Raw genomic sequence first — 14707 nt, 5'->3', positions numbered from 1 at the left:
CCAGCAAGCTGGGCTCCTACGAAAACCGTAGCGGCGATTATCTCGACACAAACGAATTTTTCGGAGTCGCGGCGGCGGCTCATCACGAATCAAGGGTAATCAAGATGCTCGAAGTCAAGGATCTGCACGTCACGGTCGAGGGTTCCGAGATCCTCAAGGGCCTCAACCTGACCATCGGCGCCGGCGAAGTCCACGCCATCATGGGGCCCAACGGCGCCGGCAAGTCGACGCTCTCCGCGGTGATCGCCGGCAAGGACGGCTACGAGGTCACCGCCGGCACCATCACCTTCGAGGGCCGCGATGTCCTGGAGATGGAGATCGAGGAGCGCGCCCGCGCCGGCCTGCTGCTGGGCTTCCAGTACCCGGTGGAGATTCCCGGCGTCAAGAACATCTACCTGCTCAAGGCGGCGCTCAACGCCAAGCGCGAGGCCGAGGGCCTGGGCGAGATTCCGGCACCGGAATTCATGAAGCTGATCAAGGAGAAGATCGCCTTCATGAAGATGGACGCCAGCTTCCTGCAGCGCGCCGTCAACGAGGGCTTCTCCGGCGGCGAGAAGAAGCGCAACGAGATCCTGCAGATGCTGGTGCTCCAGCCGCGGCTGGCGATGCTCGACGAGATCGACTCCGGCCTCGACATCGACGCCATGAAGGTGGTCGCCCAGGGCGTCAACTCCCTGCGCGCCGAGGATCGCGGCATCCTGCTGGTGACCCACTACCAGCGCCTGCTCGACTACATCGTGCCGGATCGGGTCCACGTCCTGGTCGACGGCCGCATCGTCAAGAGCGGCGACGCCGAGCTGGCCCGCGAACTCGAGGATCGCGGCTACGACTGGCTGCTGGAGGGCTCCGAGGCATGAACGACGACGTGCAACGCTTCCTGGATCGCCTGGCCGAGCGCCAGGCCAGTCGCGGCGACGAGCCGACCTGGATCTCCGCGCGGCGCCAGGCCGGCGCCGCCCGCTTCGAGGCGCTGGGCTTTCCGCATCGGCGTGTCGAGGCCTGGAAGTACACCGACGTGCGCGACATCGCCCGCACGGACTTCGCCCTGGCCGACGACGCCGACTTCTCGCCGGCCGCGGCGGCGACCCTGACCCTGCCCATCGAGGCGCATCGGCTGACCTTCGTCGACGGCGTCTACGCCCCGGCGCTGTCGGATCTCGACGCGCTGCCGGCCGGGGTCCAGGTGCTGCCGCTGTCCCAGGCCCTGGCGGACAACCACGAGGCCGTGGGCGGCCCGCTGGGTCGGCTCACCGGCGTCGAGTTCTCGCCCTTCGCCGCCCTCAACACCGCCTTCATGGAAGAAGGGGCGGTGGTCCGCCTGGCGCCGCGCACCGTGGTGGAGAAGCCCATCGTGCTGCAGTTCCTGTCCCGGGACGGCGAGCGCCAGGTGATGAGCCATCCGCGCATCCTGGTCGAGGCCGGCGGGCGCAGCGAGGCGACCCTGATCGAGCATCACGCCGGCGAGGAAGGCGCCGCCAACTTCACCAACCTGGTGGAGGAGATCATCCTCGATCGCGGCGCCATCCTGACCCACTACAAGCTCCAGGAGGCGCCGCTCAAGGATCGCCACGTGGCTAGCGTCCAGGTGGAGCAGGCCCGCGACAGCCGCTATACCTCCTTCAACCTCAACCTGGGCGGCGGCCTGGTGCGCACCGACCTGGTCAGCGACCTCAACGGCGAGGGCGCCGAGGCCACCTTCCATGGCCTCTTCTACGGCCAGGGGCGCCAGCACGTGGACACCCATACCCTGGTCCATCACAACGCGCCGCATACCCGTTCCAGCGAGAACTACAAGGGTATCCTCGACGACCGGGCCCATGGCGTGTTCAACGGCCGGGTGGTGGTCAAGCGCGACAGCCAGCAGATCGAGTCCGAGCAGAGCAACGCCAACCTGCTGCTCTCCGATCGCGCCGAGATCGACACCAAGCCCGAGCTCGAGATCTACGCCGACGACGTCAAGTGCGCCCACGGCGCCACCACCGGGCAGCTCGACGAGGAGGCGGTCTACGCCCTGCGCGCCCGGGGCATCGACGAGCAGACCGCCCGGGGCCTGCTGACCCTGGCCTTCGCCGGCGAGGTCATGGAGCTGGTCGACCTCGACGCCGTGGCCGAGCGGGTGGAGCTGACCGTGGCCGGCAAGCTGCCGGAGCGCTTCAACCTGGCCGGGCTGGTGGAGACCGCCACGGCCCTCAACGAGGACTGAGCCCATGGCCGATTTCAGCGACCTGCTGCTGGACGTGGTCCGGGTGCGCCGCGACTTCCCGATCCTCGATCGGGAGGTTCACGGCAAGCCGCTGGTCTATCTCGACAACGCGGCGACCAGCCAGACCCCGCGCCAGGTGATCGAGGTCTTCGACGACTACTACCGTCGGCTCAACGCCAACATCCACCGCGGGCTGCACACCCTGGCCGACGAGGCCACCGCGGCCTTCGAGGGCACCCGGGAGACGGTGCGGGCCTTCCTCAATGCCGCCGAGACCCGGGAGATCGTCTTCACCCGCGGCACCACCGAGGCCATCAACCTGGTGGCGGGCAGCTGGGGGCGGACCCGGCTGGGGCCCGGCGACGAGGTGCTGATCTCGCGCCTGGAGCACCATTCCAACATCGTGCCCTGGCAGCTGCTGGCGAAGGAGCTGGGCTTCACGATCAAGGTGATCCCGGTGGACGAGCGCGGCGTGCTCGACCAGGCCGCCTATCGCGACCTGATCTCCGAGCGCACCGCGCTGGTGGCGGTCAACCACGTGTCCAACGCCTTCGGCACCGTCAATCCGGTGGGCGAGATGGCGCGGGTGGCCCACCAGCACGGCGCCCTGATCCTGGTCGACGGCGCCCAGGCCGCCCCCCACCAGGCGGTCGACGTGCGCGCGCTCGACGTCGACTTCTATGCCTTCTCGGGCCACAAGGTCTACGGGCCCACCGGCGTCGGCGTGCTCTACGGCCGGGCCGAGCTGCTCGAGGCCATGCCGCCCTGGCAGGGCGGCGGCGAGATGATCAAGACGGTGTCCTTCGAGACGCCGACCACCTTCGCCGACATCCCCCACAAGTTCGAGGCCGGCACCCCGGCGATCGCCGAGGTGATCGCCCTGGGTCGGGCGCTGGACTGGGTGGGCGAGATCGGCCTGGAGCTGATCGGCGCCTGGGAGGCGCGGCTGCTGGAGCACGCCACCGAGGGCATCGCCCGGATCGACGGCCTGCGCATCCTGGGCACCGCGCCGGACAAGGCCGGGGTGCTGTCCTTCGTGGTCGACGGCGCCCACTCCCAGGACATCGGCCTGCTGATCGACCAGCTCGGCGTGGCGATCCGCACCGGCCACCACTGCGCCCAGCCGCTGCTGTCGTCCTTCGGCGTCGACGCCACCTGCCGCGCCTCCTTCGCCGCCTACAACACCCCCGAGGAGGTCGACGCCTTCGTCGAGGGGCTGGAACGCGTCGTGGGCATGCTGCGCTGAGCCGCGCTAGGGAGAGACATGAGCGATATCGAACCACTGGCGGGCCTGAGCAAGGGGCAGGTCCTGCCCCTGCAGCGCGACGTCGAGGCCATCTCGATTCCCTTCGGCAAGACGGTGACCCTGGCCGAGGACAGCGAGGTCAGCGTCATGCAGGCCAAGGGCAGCTCGGTCAGCGTGGGGCACGAGGGGCGGCTGTACCTGATCGAGGGCAGCAACCTCGATGCCCTGGGCCTCGAGGCCCTGCCGCGCCCGACCCTGCCGGAGGACGCCTCGGAAGAGGAGATCGAGCGCTTCGTCTGGGAGCAGCTGCGCACCTGTTTCGACCCCGAGATCCCGGTCAACATCGTCGACCTGGGCCTGGTCTACGGCTGCCGCATCGAACGGCTGATCACCGGCGAGCGCATCGTCACCATCCGCATGACCCTGACCGCCCCCGGCTGCGGCATGGGCGACGTCATCGCCGCCGATGCCCGGCACAAGATCCTCGGCGCGCCCCAGATCAGCCAGGTGCACACCGACATCGTCTTCGACCCGCCCTGGAGTCGTGAGATGATGAGCGACGAGGCCAAGCTCGAACTGGGGATGTTCTGACCGGGGAGGTCGATGTCCACGACGTTGTGGAAGGGAGCCAGGGTGGTACTGATGTCGCTGGGCGCGCTGTCGCTCCTGGCGATGCTGCTGTTCGCCGGCGCCAACCTGTGGATGCTCGCCGAGACCCGCGGCCGCATCGACCCGACGCTCGCCGAGTGCCGGCCGGAGCGGGTGGCGATCGTCTTCGGTACCTCCCACTGGACCCGCAGCGGGGCGCGCAATCCCCACTTCGAGGGCCGCATGCAGGCGGCGTCGCGGCTGTTCCTCGACGGGCGGGTCACCCACCTGCTGCTGTCCGGGGACAACAGCACCCGCTACTACAACGAGCCGGTGACCATGTGGCGGGACCTGCGCAGCCGACGGGTGCCGGACGCCGCCATGACCCTCGACTACGCCGGCTTCAGCACCTTCGACACCCTGTCCCGGGCGCGGGACGTCTTCGCCGTCGATCGGGCCCTGCTGGTCACCCAGTCCTGGCATCTGCCCCGGGCGCTGTTCATCGCCCGGGCCCTGGGGCTCGAGGCGTGGGGCTGCGCGGCGCCCGAACGGGCATCCGAGGGCACCCTGTGGCTCAGGGCGCGGGAGTGGGTCGCCCGGGTGGCGACCCTGGGGGATCTCTACCTGTGGGGGCGCCGGCCGCATTTCCTGGGCCCCGAGGAGCCGCTGGACATCGTCCCGCGGGAGGCGGCGCTCAGCGCTTCTGGTGCTTCTTCTGCTGGCGATACAGCTCGCGAATCAGCGAGCGACAGTGCTTCCAGCAATCCTCGATGACCGGCTCGATGGGGTCGGGCAGGGGGTGCGTGAACAGGGTGGAGAGCGCCTGCATCAGCACCCGCTCCTGTTCCAGCAGTTCGTTGATCAGCACCTGGCTGTCGTCGCCGACGAAGCTCTTCAGGCGGCTCCATAGCCACATGTAGTCGTCGCGCTCGACGTCGGCGTCCCGGGGGAGGAGGTCCAGGTGCCGGCGAGCCAGTTCCTGGAGCTCGCGCATGGTGGCGGCCCGGGTCTCGAAGTAGGGCTGCAGGGTCTTGCGCAGGGTCGGCTTCAGGCGCTCGTGGTTGTCCTGGAAGTAGTCGATGCTGTCGGCCAGCGCCTCGAGCACGCTGTCCATCGCCACCTGGCGATTATCGAGAAACATGGGCGGTCACCTCCTCCGGTGACGCAGATTGTGGGGGTGTCGCCGGGCTTTTGCCACCCCCATCGGGTAAATATTTGGCCGCTTCGCGTTAGCCTTTCGGCTTGGGCGGCGCCTTGCGTCGCGGGGTCGAACTCTTCTCCAGGTGCTCGATGATCAGCCCGGCGATGTCCCGGCCGGTGGCGGTCTCGATGCCCTGCAGGCCCGGTGACGAATTGACCTCCATGATCACCGGCCCGTGGTTGGAACGCAGCAGGTCGACGCCGGCCACCCGCAGTCCCATGGCCTTGGCGGCGCGGATCGCCGTGGAGCGCTCCTCCGGGGTGATGCGGATCACGCTGGCGCTGCCGCCGCGGTGCAGGTTGGAGCGGAACTCGCCCTCGGCGGCCTGGCGCTTCATCGAGGCCACCACCTTGTCGCCGATCACCAGGCAGCGGATGTCGGCCCCGCGGGCCTCCTTGATGTATTCCTGGACCATGATGTTGGCCTTCATGCCCATGAAGGCCTGGATCACCGACTCGGCGGCCTGGTTGGTCTCGGCCAGCACCACGCCGATGCCCTGGGTGCCCTCCAGCAGCTTGATGACCAGGGGGGCGCCGCGGACCATGGTGATCAGGTCGGGGATATCGTCCGGGGAATGGGCGAAGCCGGTCACCGGCAGGCCGATGCCCTTGCGGGACAGCAGTTGCAGCGAGCGCAGCTTGTCGCGGGAGCGGGTGATGGCGACGCTGTCGTTGAGCACGGGGGTGCCCATCATCTCGAACTGGCGCAGCACGGCGCAGCCGTAGAAGGTGATGGAGGCGCCGATGCGCGGGATCACCGCATCGAAGGGCTCCAGCTCCTCGCCCTTGTAGTGGATCGAGGGGTGGTGCGAGGCGATGCTCATGTAGCAGCGCAGGGTGTCCACCACGCGGGCGGTATGGCCCCGCTGCTCGGCGGCCTCGACCAGCCGGCGCGTGGAATAGAGCTTGCGGTTGCGAGACAGCAGCGCGATATGCATGGGGCCTCTCCGTTGCGGTGGGGCGGGAATCAGGGTTCGCCGTGCAGGAAGCCGGCGCCGGGCGCCACCAGCAGGCGGCGCAGGGCGCGCCGGCCGAGCAGCATGGGGTGGCGCATGTTGCGGCGGTCGGCGAGGGTCAGCTCCACCGGGAACTCGAGCTCGCCGAGCCGTAGGGGGGTGCGGATCACGTAGCGCCATTCGGCCTGGCCGTTGGAGCTGGTGACCCGTCGGCGGTCGTGGAGGTGCAGCTTGAAGACATGGGCCGGGCTGGCCGGGCCGCCGCCGCGGGTGGTGAAGCTCACCCACAGGTGGCCGTCCTCCTCGAAGGACTCGATGTCCTCGGCGTGGAGGGCCGAGGTGCGGGCGCCGGTGTCGGCCTTGGCGCACAGCGTCAGGTCCAGTTCTGGCAGGGTCACCATCTCGCGGCGGCCGATCACCGCCTTGGCCTGGTAAGGCAGCTCCTTCATGGCGTCACTCCTCGTCGGGTCCGCGGCCGGACAGCCCGGCCAGGCGGCGGCCGATGGCCGATTCCGGCGCGGCCTCACGCAGGGTCATCAGCACCGGCAGGCGCAGGCGCGGGATCAGCGCCAGGTCCCGGGCCACGGCGGTGAAGTCCGCCTGCGGCGAGGCGGCCAGCCGGTTCAGGAAGGCCGGCAGGCGCTCGCCGTCTTCCAGGTGGCGCCAGCCGCGGCCGGCGATGGCCGCCAGCAGGTCGGGGCCGCAGGCGTCCGGGTCGGCGAGCAGGGCATCGTACCAGGCGCCGGCGATCGCGCGGTCGGCGCCGGCCACGGCGCGTACGCAGGCGCAGAACCCCTCGATGTCGCCGGCCGCCGCGGCCGCCTCGCCGCGTTCGCGCAGGGCGCGGGCCAGGGCGTCGTCGATGGCCACATGCTCCAGACAGTAGCACAGCGAGGCCAGCACCTCGTCGGGCAGCGCCGGCAGGCGCGCGGCCAGGCGCGCGGCCCGGTCGGCGTCCAGGCGCACGGCCACGTCGGCCAGGCCCTGCAGGCCCAGGGCCCGCCAGTCCAGCGCCTGCTGGCCGTCCAGGTAGGCCTCCGCGGGCTCGAAGTGCTGACTGGCGGGGCGGCCCAGGTCGAGGCTGGCCCGGGCATGCAGCATCGCCTGGAAGGGCAGGGCGGGGGTGAAGGCCAGGGGGTTGTCCTTCATCAGGTTGTCGATCGCCTCGCCGTCCTCGCGCCCCAGGCCCTGGACGTTGCGGCCCAGGGTCTCCAGCAGGCGCTGCAGGAAGGCGTCCCGGGGCGCCGGGTCCAGCCGCCCCTGCTCGTCTAGCGGCAGGGCCAGGAACCAGATCAGCGGGTCGGCGAGCTCGCCGAGGCGAAACACCATGGCCAGGCGAGCCCGGCCCTGCCAGGGCTGGGGCCAGGGCTGATCGTCGTGTTCCAGGGCCGCCAGGGTGTCGAGCTCGCAGGGCTCCACGCGGCGCCCCAGGTGGTAGAGCGACACCTCGGCCCCGGTGCGGACGAAGAAGTCGTGAAGGCTGTCGATCGGCTGCATGCGGTCTCCCCAGTCTCGGACCGTGCACTCTACCGCGGCGCCCGCATCCTGTCAGCCCGTCGCGGCCGGGCGGTGATCAATTCCTGACCACTCCGCCGCCGGGCCCGTGCCGGCGGGCCGGGCGGCGGCTTTCCAGCGGTTATCCACAGGGACATTCAGCGTTGCTGTGCATGAATGACCTGCGATGCGGGCCTATAGCAGGCATAATTGTTCGCTATTGGTCACGACCCGGGATTTTTCCTAGGGTATGTGTCAAAATGGAATATCAGAAAGCGGTATCTATTCCAAAACTCTATTCTTGGTCACAGGAGACATCCCATGCTTCGCTCCTTCGCCCTGACGGTGCTGTCCGCCGGCGCCATCGCCTTCGCCGGCTCCGCCCTCGCCGAGGCGTCGCCGCTTCGGGTCGGCATGTCCGGCGGCTACTTCCCCTTCACCTTCGTCGAGCAGGACACCCTCAAGGGGTTCGAAGTCGACGTCATGGAGGCGGTCGCCGAGGAGATGGACACCGAGGTGACGTTCGTGACCGCCAACTTCTCCGGCCTGTTCGGCATGCTGGAGTCCGGGCGCATCGACACCATCGCCAACCAGATCACCATCACCGAGGAACGCCAGGCGAAGTACGCCTTCACCGAGCCCTACGTCTATGACGGGGCCCAGGTGGTGGTCAAGGCGGGCAACGAGAGCATCGCGGGGGTCGAGGACCTGCGCGACAAGACGGTGGCGGTGAACCTCGGCTCCAACTACGAGCAGCTGCTGCGCGAGCTGCCCTATGCCGACGAGATCGATATCCGCACCTACGAGAGCAATATCGAGCAGGATACCGCCCTGGGTCGGGTGGATGCCTTCGTGATGGATCGGGTCAGCGCCAGCCAGGTGATCCAGGACAAGCCGCTGCCGCTGCAGCTGGCCGGCCAGCCGTTCTCCGAGATCCGCAACGCCCTGCCGTTCCGCGACACCGAGACCGATCGCGCCCTGCGCGACGAGGTCGACGCGGCCCTGGCCGCCCTGCGCGAGGACGGCACCCTGGCCGAGATCTCCGAGCGCTGGTTCGGCACCGACATCACCCGGCCCTGAGGAGCGACGACGCCCGACATGAGCGTGCTCGACTTCGACTACATGCTGGGGCTGGTGCCCATCCTGCTCGGCTACCTGCCGCTGACCCTGGCCATGGCCGCGGCGGGGATGGCGCTGGCCCTGGTGCTGGCCTGCGGCCTGGCGGTGATCCGGGTGCTGGGGATCCCGGGGCTGAACGGCGCCACCCTGCTGTTCATCTCCTTCTTCCGCGGCACCCCGCTGCTGGTGCAGCTGTTCCTGTTCTACTACGGGCTGCCCCAGGTCCTGGCCTTCCTGACCCAGATCGACGGCATCACCGCCACCATCATGGGCCTGACGCTGCACTTCGCCGCCTACATGGCGGAGTCGATCCGCGCCGCCATCGTCGGCGTGGACCGTAGCCAGACCGAGGCGGCGCTGTCGATCGGCATGACCAACGGCCAGCTGATGCGGCGCATCGTGCTGCCCCAGGCCACCCGGGTGGCGGTGCCCACGCTGATGAACTACTTCATCGACATGATCAAGGCCACCTCCCTGGCCTTCACCCTGGGGGTCACCGAGCTGATGGGGGCGACCCAGAAGGAGGCCGCCGGCAGCTTCCTCTACTTCGAGGCCTTCGTCACCGTGGCGGTGATCTACTGGGGCATCGTGGAGCTGCTGGCCTGGTGCCAGCGGCGCCTGGAGTGGCGGCTCAACGAGGCGTATCGCAGATGATCAAGGTAAGCAATCTCGTCAAGCGCTTCGGCGACGCCACCGTGCTCGACGGCATCGATCTCGAGATCGCGCAGGGCGAGATCATCGTGGTGATCGGGCCCTCGGGCACCGGCAAGTCGACCCTGCTGCGCTGCCTGAACTTCCTGGAGCGCCCCGACGCCGGTCGCCTGACCCTCGGCGACCTGGACGTCGACGTCACCCGGGCCAGCCGGGCCGACATCCTGGCGGCGCGGCGGCGTACCGCCTTCGTGTTCCAGAACTATGCGCTGTTCGCCAACAAGACGGCGCTGGAGAACATCGCCGAGGGGCTGATCGTGGTCAACCGCTGGCCCAAGGCCCGCGCCCATGCCCGCGCCCGGGAGATCCTCGAGCGCATCGGCCTGGCCGACAAGGCCGGCGCCTATCCGGCCTCGCTGTCCGGCGGCCAGCAGCAGCGAGTCGGCATCGGCCGGGCCATGGCCGCCCAGGCCGAGGTGATCCTGTTCGACGAGCCGACGTCCTCGCTGGACCCGGAGTGGGTCGAGGAGGTGCTGGCGCTGATGAAGCAACTCGCCGCCGAGCGCCAGACCATGCTGGTGGTGACCCACGAGATGGGCTTCGCCCGGGATGTCGCCGATCGGGTGGTGTTCATGGAAGGCGGGCGCATCGTCGAGCAGGGGCCGCCCTCGCGGCTGTTCAATGCCCCCGAGGATCCCCGCACCCGGGACTTCCTGCGCAAGGTGCTCGCCGCCCAGCCCGCCGCCTCCTCCTGAGCGGGGGGTGGCCCGAGCCGTACGGGCGCGAGATAATGGGAGCACAGCCAGACCGGAGACATCCCCATGACCGTTCACGAGGAACTCGAGCAGGCGCTGCGCGAGCTCGAGTCCACCATGAAGGCGGCCGATCTGTGGCGCATGGAGCGCCCGGCCCCGGAAGCCTTTGACAGCCCCCAGCCGTTCTGCGTCGACACCATGGCCCTGCCCCAGTGGCTGCGCTTCGTGTTCATCGCCCGGCTCGAGGTGCTGGTGGAGAAGCGCGCGCCCATGCCGGCCAGCTGCGACGTGGCGCCGGCCGTCGAGGCCTACCTGGTCCAGGAGGGCGCCCGGGCCAGCGACCGCCTGCTGATGTGCAAGGCCGTCGAGCGGATCGACCAACTGGTCACCGAGAACTGAGGCCGGCATGCCCTACTACTTCGCCTATGGCAGCAACATGAACCCGGCCCGGGTCGAGGCGCGCATCGGGACCACCCGGCGTGCCCTGCCCGGGGTGCTGCGCGATCACGCCCTGCGCTTCGACAAGGCGTCCCGGGTGCCCGGCATCAGTCACGCCAACGTGGCGCCGGCGGCCGGGCAGCGGGTGGAGGGCGCGCTGTTCGAGCTGCTCGCGCCGGAGCAGATCGAGTGCATGGATCCCTTCGAGGGCTACCCTCACGACTACGATCGCCATCGACTGCCCATCCACACCTCCCAGGGCCCGATCCAGGCCTGGGTGTACATCGCCGCCCCGGGCACCACCGCCGAGGCGCTCAGGCCGGCGCGGGAATACCTCGACCACCTGCTGGCCGGCGAACCCTTCCTCAGCGTCGACTACCATGCGCGCCTGGCCGCCCAGGAGGCGGTGCACGACCTCGATGAGACCACCCTGAGGGCGCTCGGGCTGTCCCGTCACTCGCCGCGCTGAGCGGCGCCTCCAACGCCAGAGGGCCCGCCGTTCGGCGGGCCCTCTGGCATGCGGCGGGAGCCTTCAGAAGCGGAAGCTCACGCCCCCCATCACCACCAGCGGGTCGATCTCCACGGTGCCGATGTCGTCGCCGTTCAGGCTGGCGTCGGTGTCGATATCCAGGTACCAGGCGGCGGCGTTGAGCGCCCAGTGCTCGTCGATCAGCAGGTCGACGCCCAGCTGGGCGGCCGCGCCCCAGGAGTCGTCCAGCTCCAGGTCGGCGCCCGCCAGGTCGATCTCCTCGTCGGAGAAGCGGGTGTAGTTGACGCCCAGCCCGGCATAGGGCTGCACCCGGGACTGGGTGCCGCCGAACGGGTAGTACTGCAGGGTCAGGGTCGGCGGCAGGTGGTCGGTGGCCGCGCCGACCTCGGTGCCGCCCCCGGCGTCCAGGGTGATGTCGTGGGAGAACGGCTCGGCGGCCAGCAGCTCGACGCCCAGCTTGTCGGTGAAGCGGTAGCCCAGGGTGAAGGCGAAGCCGTTCTCGTCCTGGACGTCCACGTCCAGGTCACCCAGAGCCGTGTCGAGCGTGCCGTTGTCGCCCTTGGGGTCGACCTTGGCCACCCCGGCACGGGTGAAGAAGTCGCCGGCGCCGTAGGCCAGTGCCTGGCTGCTGGCGGCGAGGCCGGTGGCGATGATCAGGGTGGAGAGCAGGGTGCGGCGCATCGTGGTTCCTCGGATGGCGGGTGAATCGATGCCATCGAGTCTACCCGCGGCATCCGCGGACAGGCTTGATCCAGCGCAAGCCCCGGCCCCCTCGTGCTTGATGGGGATCAAGAAAACGACGCCGGGCCCTTGAGCCCGGCGTCGTCGGAGGGGCGATCAGAAGCGGTAGGTGACGCCGCCGCCCACCGTGACCGGGTCGATCTCGGCCTCACCCAGGTCGTTGCCGTTCAGCGCCACGTCGGCGTCGACGTCGGCGTAGTTGGCGTAGGCGCCGACCAGCAGGTGGTCGGTGAGCGCCAGGTCCACGCCGACCTGGCCGGCGGCGCCCCAGGAGGCGTCGATGTCCAGCCCCGGGGCGGATTCGTCGTTGAAGTAGGTGTAGTTCACCCCGGCGCCCACGTAGGGCTGGACCCGGGACGCGCTGCCGCCCAGCGGATAGTAGTTGACCATCAGGTTCACCGGCCGGCGGTCCACGCTGCCGGTGTCGACGCCGCCCAGCGTCAGGTCGTGCTCCATGTCCTGGGTGCCGTTGAGCTCGACGCCCAGCTTGTCGTGGAACTGGTAGCCCAGGCCGTAGCTGAAGCCGCGCTCGTCGGAGACATCGAGCGGCTGGCCGGCGAGGCGACCGTTGTCGTCGCTGACCTCGGACTTGGCGATGCCGCCGCGCACGTAGAGGTCGCCGGCCTGGTAGGCCATGGCGGACTGGGCGGCGACGAGGCCGGCGGTGGCGAAGGCGGTGGCGGTGATCAGGCGCGTCAGTTTCATGGGAATCTCCCTGTGTCGGCCGACGCCGAGGCATTCGGCGTCCTGCGAGTCGTGGGACAAGTATAAAAACGGTGTTTCTAAACGTCTTGTAAAATATTCCTATGGCATGGATAGCGATAAATGCGCCATATCGATGGAACTTTGCCCCGGTCTGCGTATTCATGAGGATGTTTGTACAATGTTTGCACATTGCGTGCACGACGGCTCGCCGGCGGCGGTGTTTTCGTCTTCACTGACAGGCATGCCGAGGCGGGGGAGGGGCGGCGATGATCGACGGCAATCCGGGAATGAGGCGGTCGCGGCGGGCGGATCGGCCGCTGTCGGCCCTGCTGCTGGCGGCGGGGCTGGCGCTGTGGCTGCTGTGGCGGCCGGAACTGGTGCAGGCGCTGCCCTGGCCCTGGCGGGTCGGGCTGGTGGCCTGGGGCGGCTGGGCCCTGGGCGCGGCCTTCGCGAGGCCGTTGCTGGACGGCCGGGAAGGGCGGCTGGCCCGCCTGGCGGCGAGCGCCGGCAGCCGGGCGGCCCTGGTCGGGTTCGGCCTGGCGCTGGCGGGGCGCGCCCTGCTCGGCTGAACGGCCCCGGAAACGCGAAAAGCCGCCCGAAGGCGGCTTTTCCGTTCGACGATCGCCGGGCGATCAGGCCTTTTCGAGGGCGTCGAACTCGGCGGTGATCTCGTCCTTGGGCGCCTCGGTGACCAGGCTGACGGCCACGATGGCGATGTAGGCGAAGATCACCCCCGGCACGATCTCGTAGAGATCGAAGATGCCGCCGGAGATCTGGGCCCAGGCCACCACGGTGATGCCGCCGACCACGATGCCGGCCAGCGCGCCCCAGGTGTTCATGCGCCGCCAGAACAGCGCCATCACCAGGGCCGGACCGAAGGCCGCACCGAAGCCGGCCCAGGCGTAGGACACCAGGCCCAGCACGGTGGAGTCGGGATTCAGCGCCAGCAGGTAGGCGATGACGGCGATGCCGATCACCGCGAAGCGGCCCACCCACACCAGCTCGGACTGGGTGGCGTCCTTGCGGAAGATGGCCTTGTAGAAGTCATCGGTCAGCGCCGAGGAGGACACCAGCAGCTGGGAGTCGGCGGTGGACATCACGGCGGCGAGGATGGCGGCCAGCAGCACGCCGGCGATCACCGGGTGGAAGATGGCATTGACCATGACCATGAAGATGGTCTCGCCGTCGCCCAGGTCGCGGGCCATGTAGACGGTGCCGAGGATGCCCACGGCCATGGCGCAGACCAGGCACAGGCCGGACCAGGACACGGCGATGCGGCGCGCGGTGGGGATGTCGTCCTCGCTGCGGATGGCGGCGAAGCGGGCCAGGATGTGCGGCTGGCCGAAGTAGCCCAGGCCCCAGGCCATGGAGCTGACGATGCCCATCACGGTGAGGGCCTCGCCGGTGGAGGCGTCGGTGAACCACTTCAGCATGTCGCCGTTCTCGGCCAGGATCTGCTCGGCGCTGCCGCCCAGGCCGCCCAGCTCGGTCAGGGCGATCACCGGCACGATCAGCAGCGCGGCGGCCATCATCAGGCCCTGGATCAGGTCGGTCCAGGAGACCGCCAGGAAGCCGCCGAAGAAGGTGTAGGAGATGATCGCCAGGGTACCGATGGTCAGCGCCAGGGTGTAGTCGAAGTCGAACACCGTGTTGAACAGCTTGGCGCCCGCCACCAGGCCGGAGCTGGTGTAGAACATGAAGAACAGCAGGATGAAGATCGCCGAGATCACCCGCAGCAGCTGGCTGTTGTCGCGGAAGCGCTTGGCGAAGAAGTCCGGCAGCGTCAGGGCGTCATCGGCCTGGAAGCTGTAGACCCGCAGCCGTCGCGCCACGATCAGCCAGTTGAGCCAGGTGCCGATCAGCAGGCCCACCGCGATCCAGCCGGCGGACAGGCCGCTGACGTAGGCCGCGCCGGGCAGGCCGAGCAGCAGCCAGCCGGACATGTCCGAGGCCCCGGCGGAGATCGCCGAGGTCCAGGGGCCGAGCGAGCGGCCCCCGAGGATGTAGTCGGAGAGGTTGGTGGTGCGCTTGTAGGCGATGATGCCGATGCCCAGCATCACCACCAGGTAGAGCGCGAACGTGAAGCCGATGGTGGCGTTGTTTTCGACCATGAGGGACTTC

The 14707-nt window shown here is 69.3% G+C and carries 18 protein-coding genes; 11 read left to right on the top strand and 7 right to left on the bottom strand.

The window, feature by feature from the left end:
- Positions 1 to 104: 104 nt before the first annotated feature.
- Genes sufC through QC818_RS13180 form a run of 5 tightly spaced genes read left to right on the top strand, consistent with a single transcriptional unit; the run spans position 105 to position 4811 of the window.
- Positions 105 to 857, top strand: coding sequence for a Fe-S cluster assembly ATPase SufC (sufC, locus tag QC818_RS13200; protein ID WP_309653330.1), 753 nt, complete (start codon positions 105 to 107; stop codon positions 855 to 857).
- The gene (gene sufD, locus QC818_RS13195; RefSeq protein WP_309653329.1) at positions 854 to 2203 is read left to right on the top strand and encodes a Fe-S cluster assembly protein SufD; all 1350 of its coding nucleotides are present in this window, start codon (positions 854 to 856) and stop codon (positions 2201 to 2203) included. The genes sufC and sufD overlap by 4 nt, the downstream gene beginning before the upstream one ends.
- 4 nt (positions 2204 to 2207) lie before the next feature.
- Positions 2208 to 3449: a cysteine desulfurase gene (locus tag QC818_RS13190; protein WP_309653328.1), complete on the top strand. Its 1242-nt coding sequence runs from the start codon at positions 2208 to 2210 to the stop codon at positions 3447 to 3449.
- Between the two features lie 18 nt (positions 3450 to 3467).
- Complete coding sequence (gene sufT, locus QC818_RS13185) at positions 3468 to 4040, top strand: putative Fe-S cluster assembly protein SufT (protein ID WP_309653327.1); 573 nt, start codon at positions 3468 to 3470, stop codon at positions 4038 to 4040.
- Positions 4041 to 4052: 12 nt separating this feature from the next.
- Entirely contained in the window at positions 4053 to 4811 is a 759-nt protein-coding gene (locus QC818_RS13180) for a SanA/YdcF family protein (protein ID WP_309653326.1), read from the top strand.
- Here the strand turns inward: QC818_RS13180 and QC818_RS13175 are convergent.
- The 4 genes from QC818_RS13175 to QC818_RS13160 all read right to left on the bottom strand — a co-directional run bounded on the left by QC818_RS13175 (position 4732) and on the right by QC818_RS13160 (position 7690).
- Positions 4732 to 5178 (bottom strand): hypothetical protein, encoded by a 447-nt coding sequence (locus tag QC818_RS13175; RefSeq protein ID WP_309653325.1) that lies wholly within the window; start codon positions 5176 to 5178, stop codon positions 4732 to 4734. The two genes, QC818_RS13180 and QC818_RS13175, sit on opposite strands and share 80 nt — an antisense overlap.
- An 88-nt stretch (positions 5179 to 5266) precedes the next feature.
- Positions 5267 to 6175, bottom strand: coding sequence for a 30S ribosomal protein S6--L-glutamate ligase (gene rimK / locus QC818_RS13170; RefSeq protein WP_309653324.1), 909 nt, complete (start codon positions 6173 to 6175; stop codon positions 5267 to 5269).
- A 29-nt stretch (positions 6176 to 6204) separates the two neighbouring features.
- Positions 6205 to 6642, bottom strand: a complete 438-nt coding sequence (locus tag QC818_RS13165; RefSeq protein WP_309653323.1) for an ATP-dependent zinc protease family protein — start codon at positions 6640 to 6642, stop codon at positions 6205 to 6207.
- A gap of 4 nt (positions 6643 to 6646) precedes the next feature.
- Positions 6647 to 7690 carry a DUF3549 family protein gene (locus tag QC818_RS13160; RefSeq protein WP_309653322.1) on the bottom strand — a complete coding sequence of 348 codons (1044 nt, stop codon included), beginning with the start codon at positions 7688 to 7690 and terminating at the stop codon, positions 6647 to 6649.
- A 318-nt stretch (positions 7691 to 8008) separates the two neighbouring features.
- Here QC818_RS13160 and QC818_RS13155 point away from each other — a divergent pair, with 318 nt between their 5' ends.
- The 5 genes from QC818_RS13155 (at position 8009) to QC818_RS13135 (ending at position 11119) form a co-directional block, all read left to right on the top strand.
- Positions 8009 to 8767, top strand: a complete 759-nt coding sequence (locus QC818_RS13155) for an amino acid ABC transporter substrate-binding protein (RefSeq protein WP_309653321.1) — start codon at positions 8009 to 8011, stop codon at positions 8765 to 8767.
- An 18-nt stretch (positions 8768 to 8785) separates the two neighbouring features.
- Positions 8786 to 9460 (top strand): amino acid ABC transporter permease, encoded by a 675-nt coding sequence (locus QC818_RS13150; RefSeq protein ID WP_309653320.1) that lies wholly within the window; start codon positions 8786 to 8788, stop codon positions 9458 to 9460.
- Complete coding sequence (locus QC818_RS13145; protein WP_309653319.1) at positions 9457 to 10212, top strand: amino acid ABC transporter ATP-binding protein; 756 nt, start codon at positions 9457 to 9459, stop codon at positions 10210 to 10212. Before QC818_RS13150 ends, QC818_RS13145 begins: the two co-directional genes overlap by 4 nt.
- 66 nt (positions 10213 to 10278) lie before the next feature.
- Positions 10279 to 10611, top strand: coding sequence for a YqcC family protein (locus QC818_RS13140; RefSeq protein WP_309653318.1), 333 nt, complete (start codon positions 10279 to 10281; stop codon positions 10609 to 10611).
- Between the two features lie 7 nt (positions 10612 to 10618).
- The gene (locus QC818_RS13135; RefSeq protein WP_309653317.1) at positions 10619 to 11119 is read left to right on the top strand and encodes a gamma-glutamylcyclotransferase family protein; all 501 of its coding nucleotides are present in this window, start codon (positions 10619 to 10621) and stop codon (positions 11117 to 11119) included.
- Between the two features lie 63 nt (positions 11120 to 11182).
- Here the strand turns inward: QC818_RS13135 and QC818_RS13130 are convergent, their stop codons facing one another.
- Together QC818_RS13130 and QC818_RS13125 are read right to left on the bottom strand one after the other, a co-directional pair.
- Complete coding sequence (locus QC818_RS13130; protein WP_309653316.1) at positions 11183 to 11821, bottom strand: OmpW/AlkL family protein; 639 nt, start codon at positions 11819 to 11821, stop codon at positions 11183 to 11185.
- A 156-nt stretch (positions 11822 to 11977) separates the two neighbouring features.
- Positions 11978 to 12586 (bottom strand): OmpW/AlkL family protein, encoded by a 609-nt coding sequence (locus QC818_RS13125; protein ID WP_309653315.1) that lies wholly within the window; start codon positions 12584 to 12586, stop codon positions 11978 to 11980.
- 266 nt (positions 12587 to 12852) lie between these two features.
- Between QC818_RS13125 and QC818_RS13120 the strand changes: the two genes are divergently transcribed.
- Positions 12853 to 13155, top strand: coding sequence for a hypothetical protein (locus tag QC818_RS13120; protein ID WP_309653314.1), 303 nt, complete (start codon positions 12853 to 12855; stop codon positions 13153 to 13155).
- A gap of 63 nt (positions 13156 to 13218) precedes the next feature.
- Here the strand turns inward: QC818_RS13120 and putP are convergent, their stop codons facing one another.
- Positions 13219 to 14697: a sodium/proline symporter PutP gene (gene putP / locus QC818_RS13115; protein WP_309653313.1), complete on the bottom strand. Its 1479-nt coding sequence runs from the start codon at positions 14695 to 14697 to the stop codon at positions 13219 to 13221.
- Between the last annotated feature and the right edge of the window lie 10 nt (positions 14698 to 14707).

This window comes from Halomonas koreensis, from assembly GCF_031451675.1.
GTDB lineage: Bacteria > Pseudomonadota > Gammaproteobacteria > Pseudomonadales > Halomonadaceae > Halomonas > Halomonas koreensis.
Note: the sequence above shows the minus strand (reverse complement) of the source record. Positions and strands in the feature narration are given on the sequence as shown.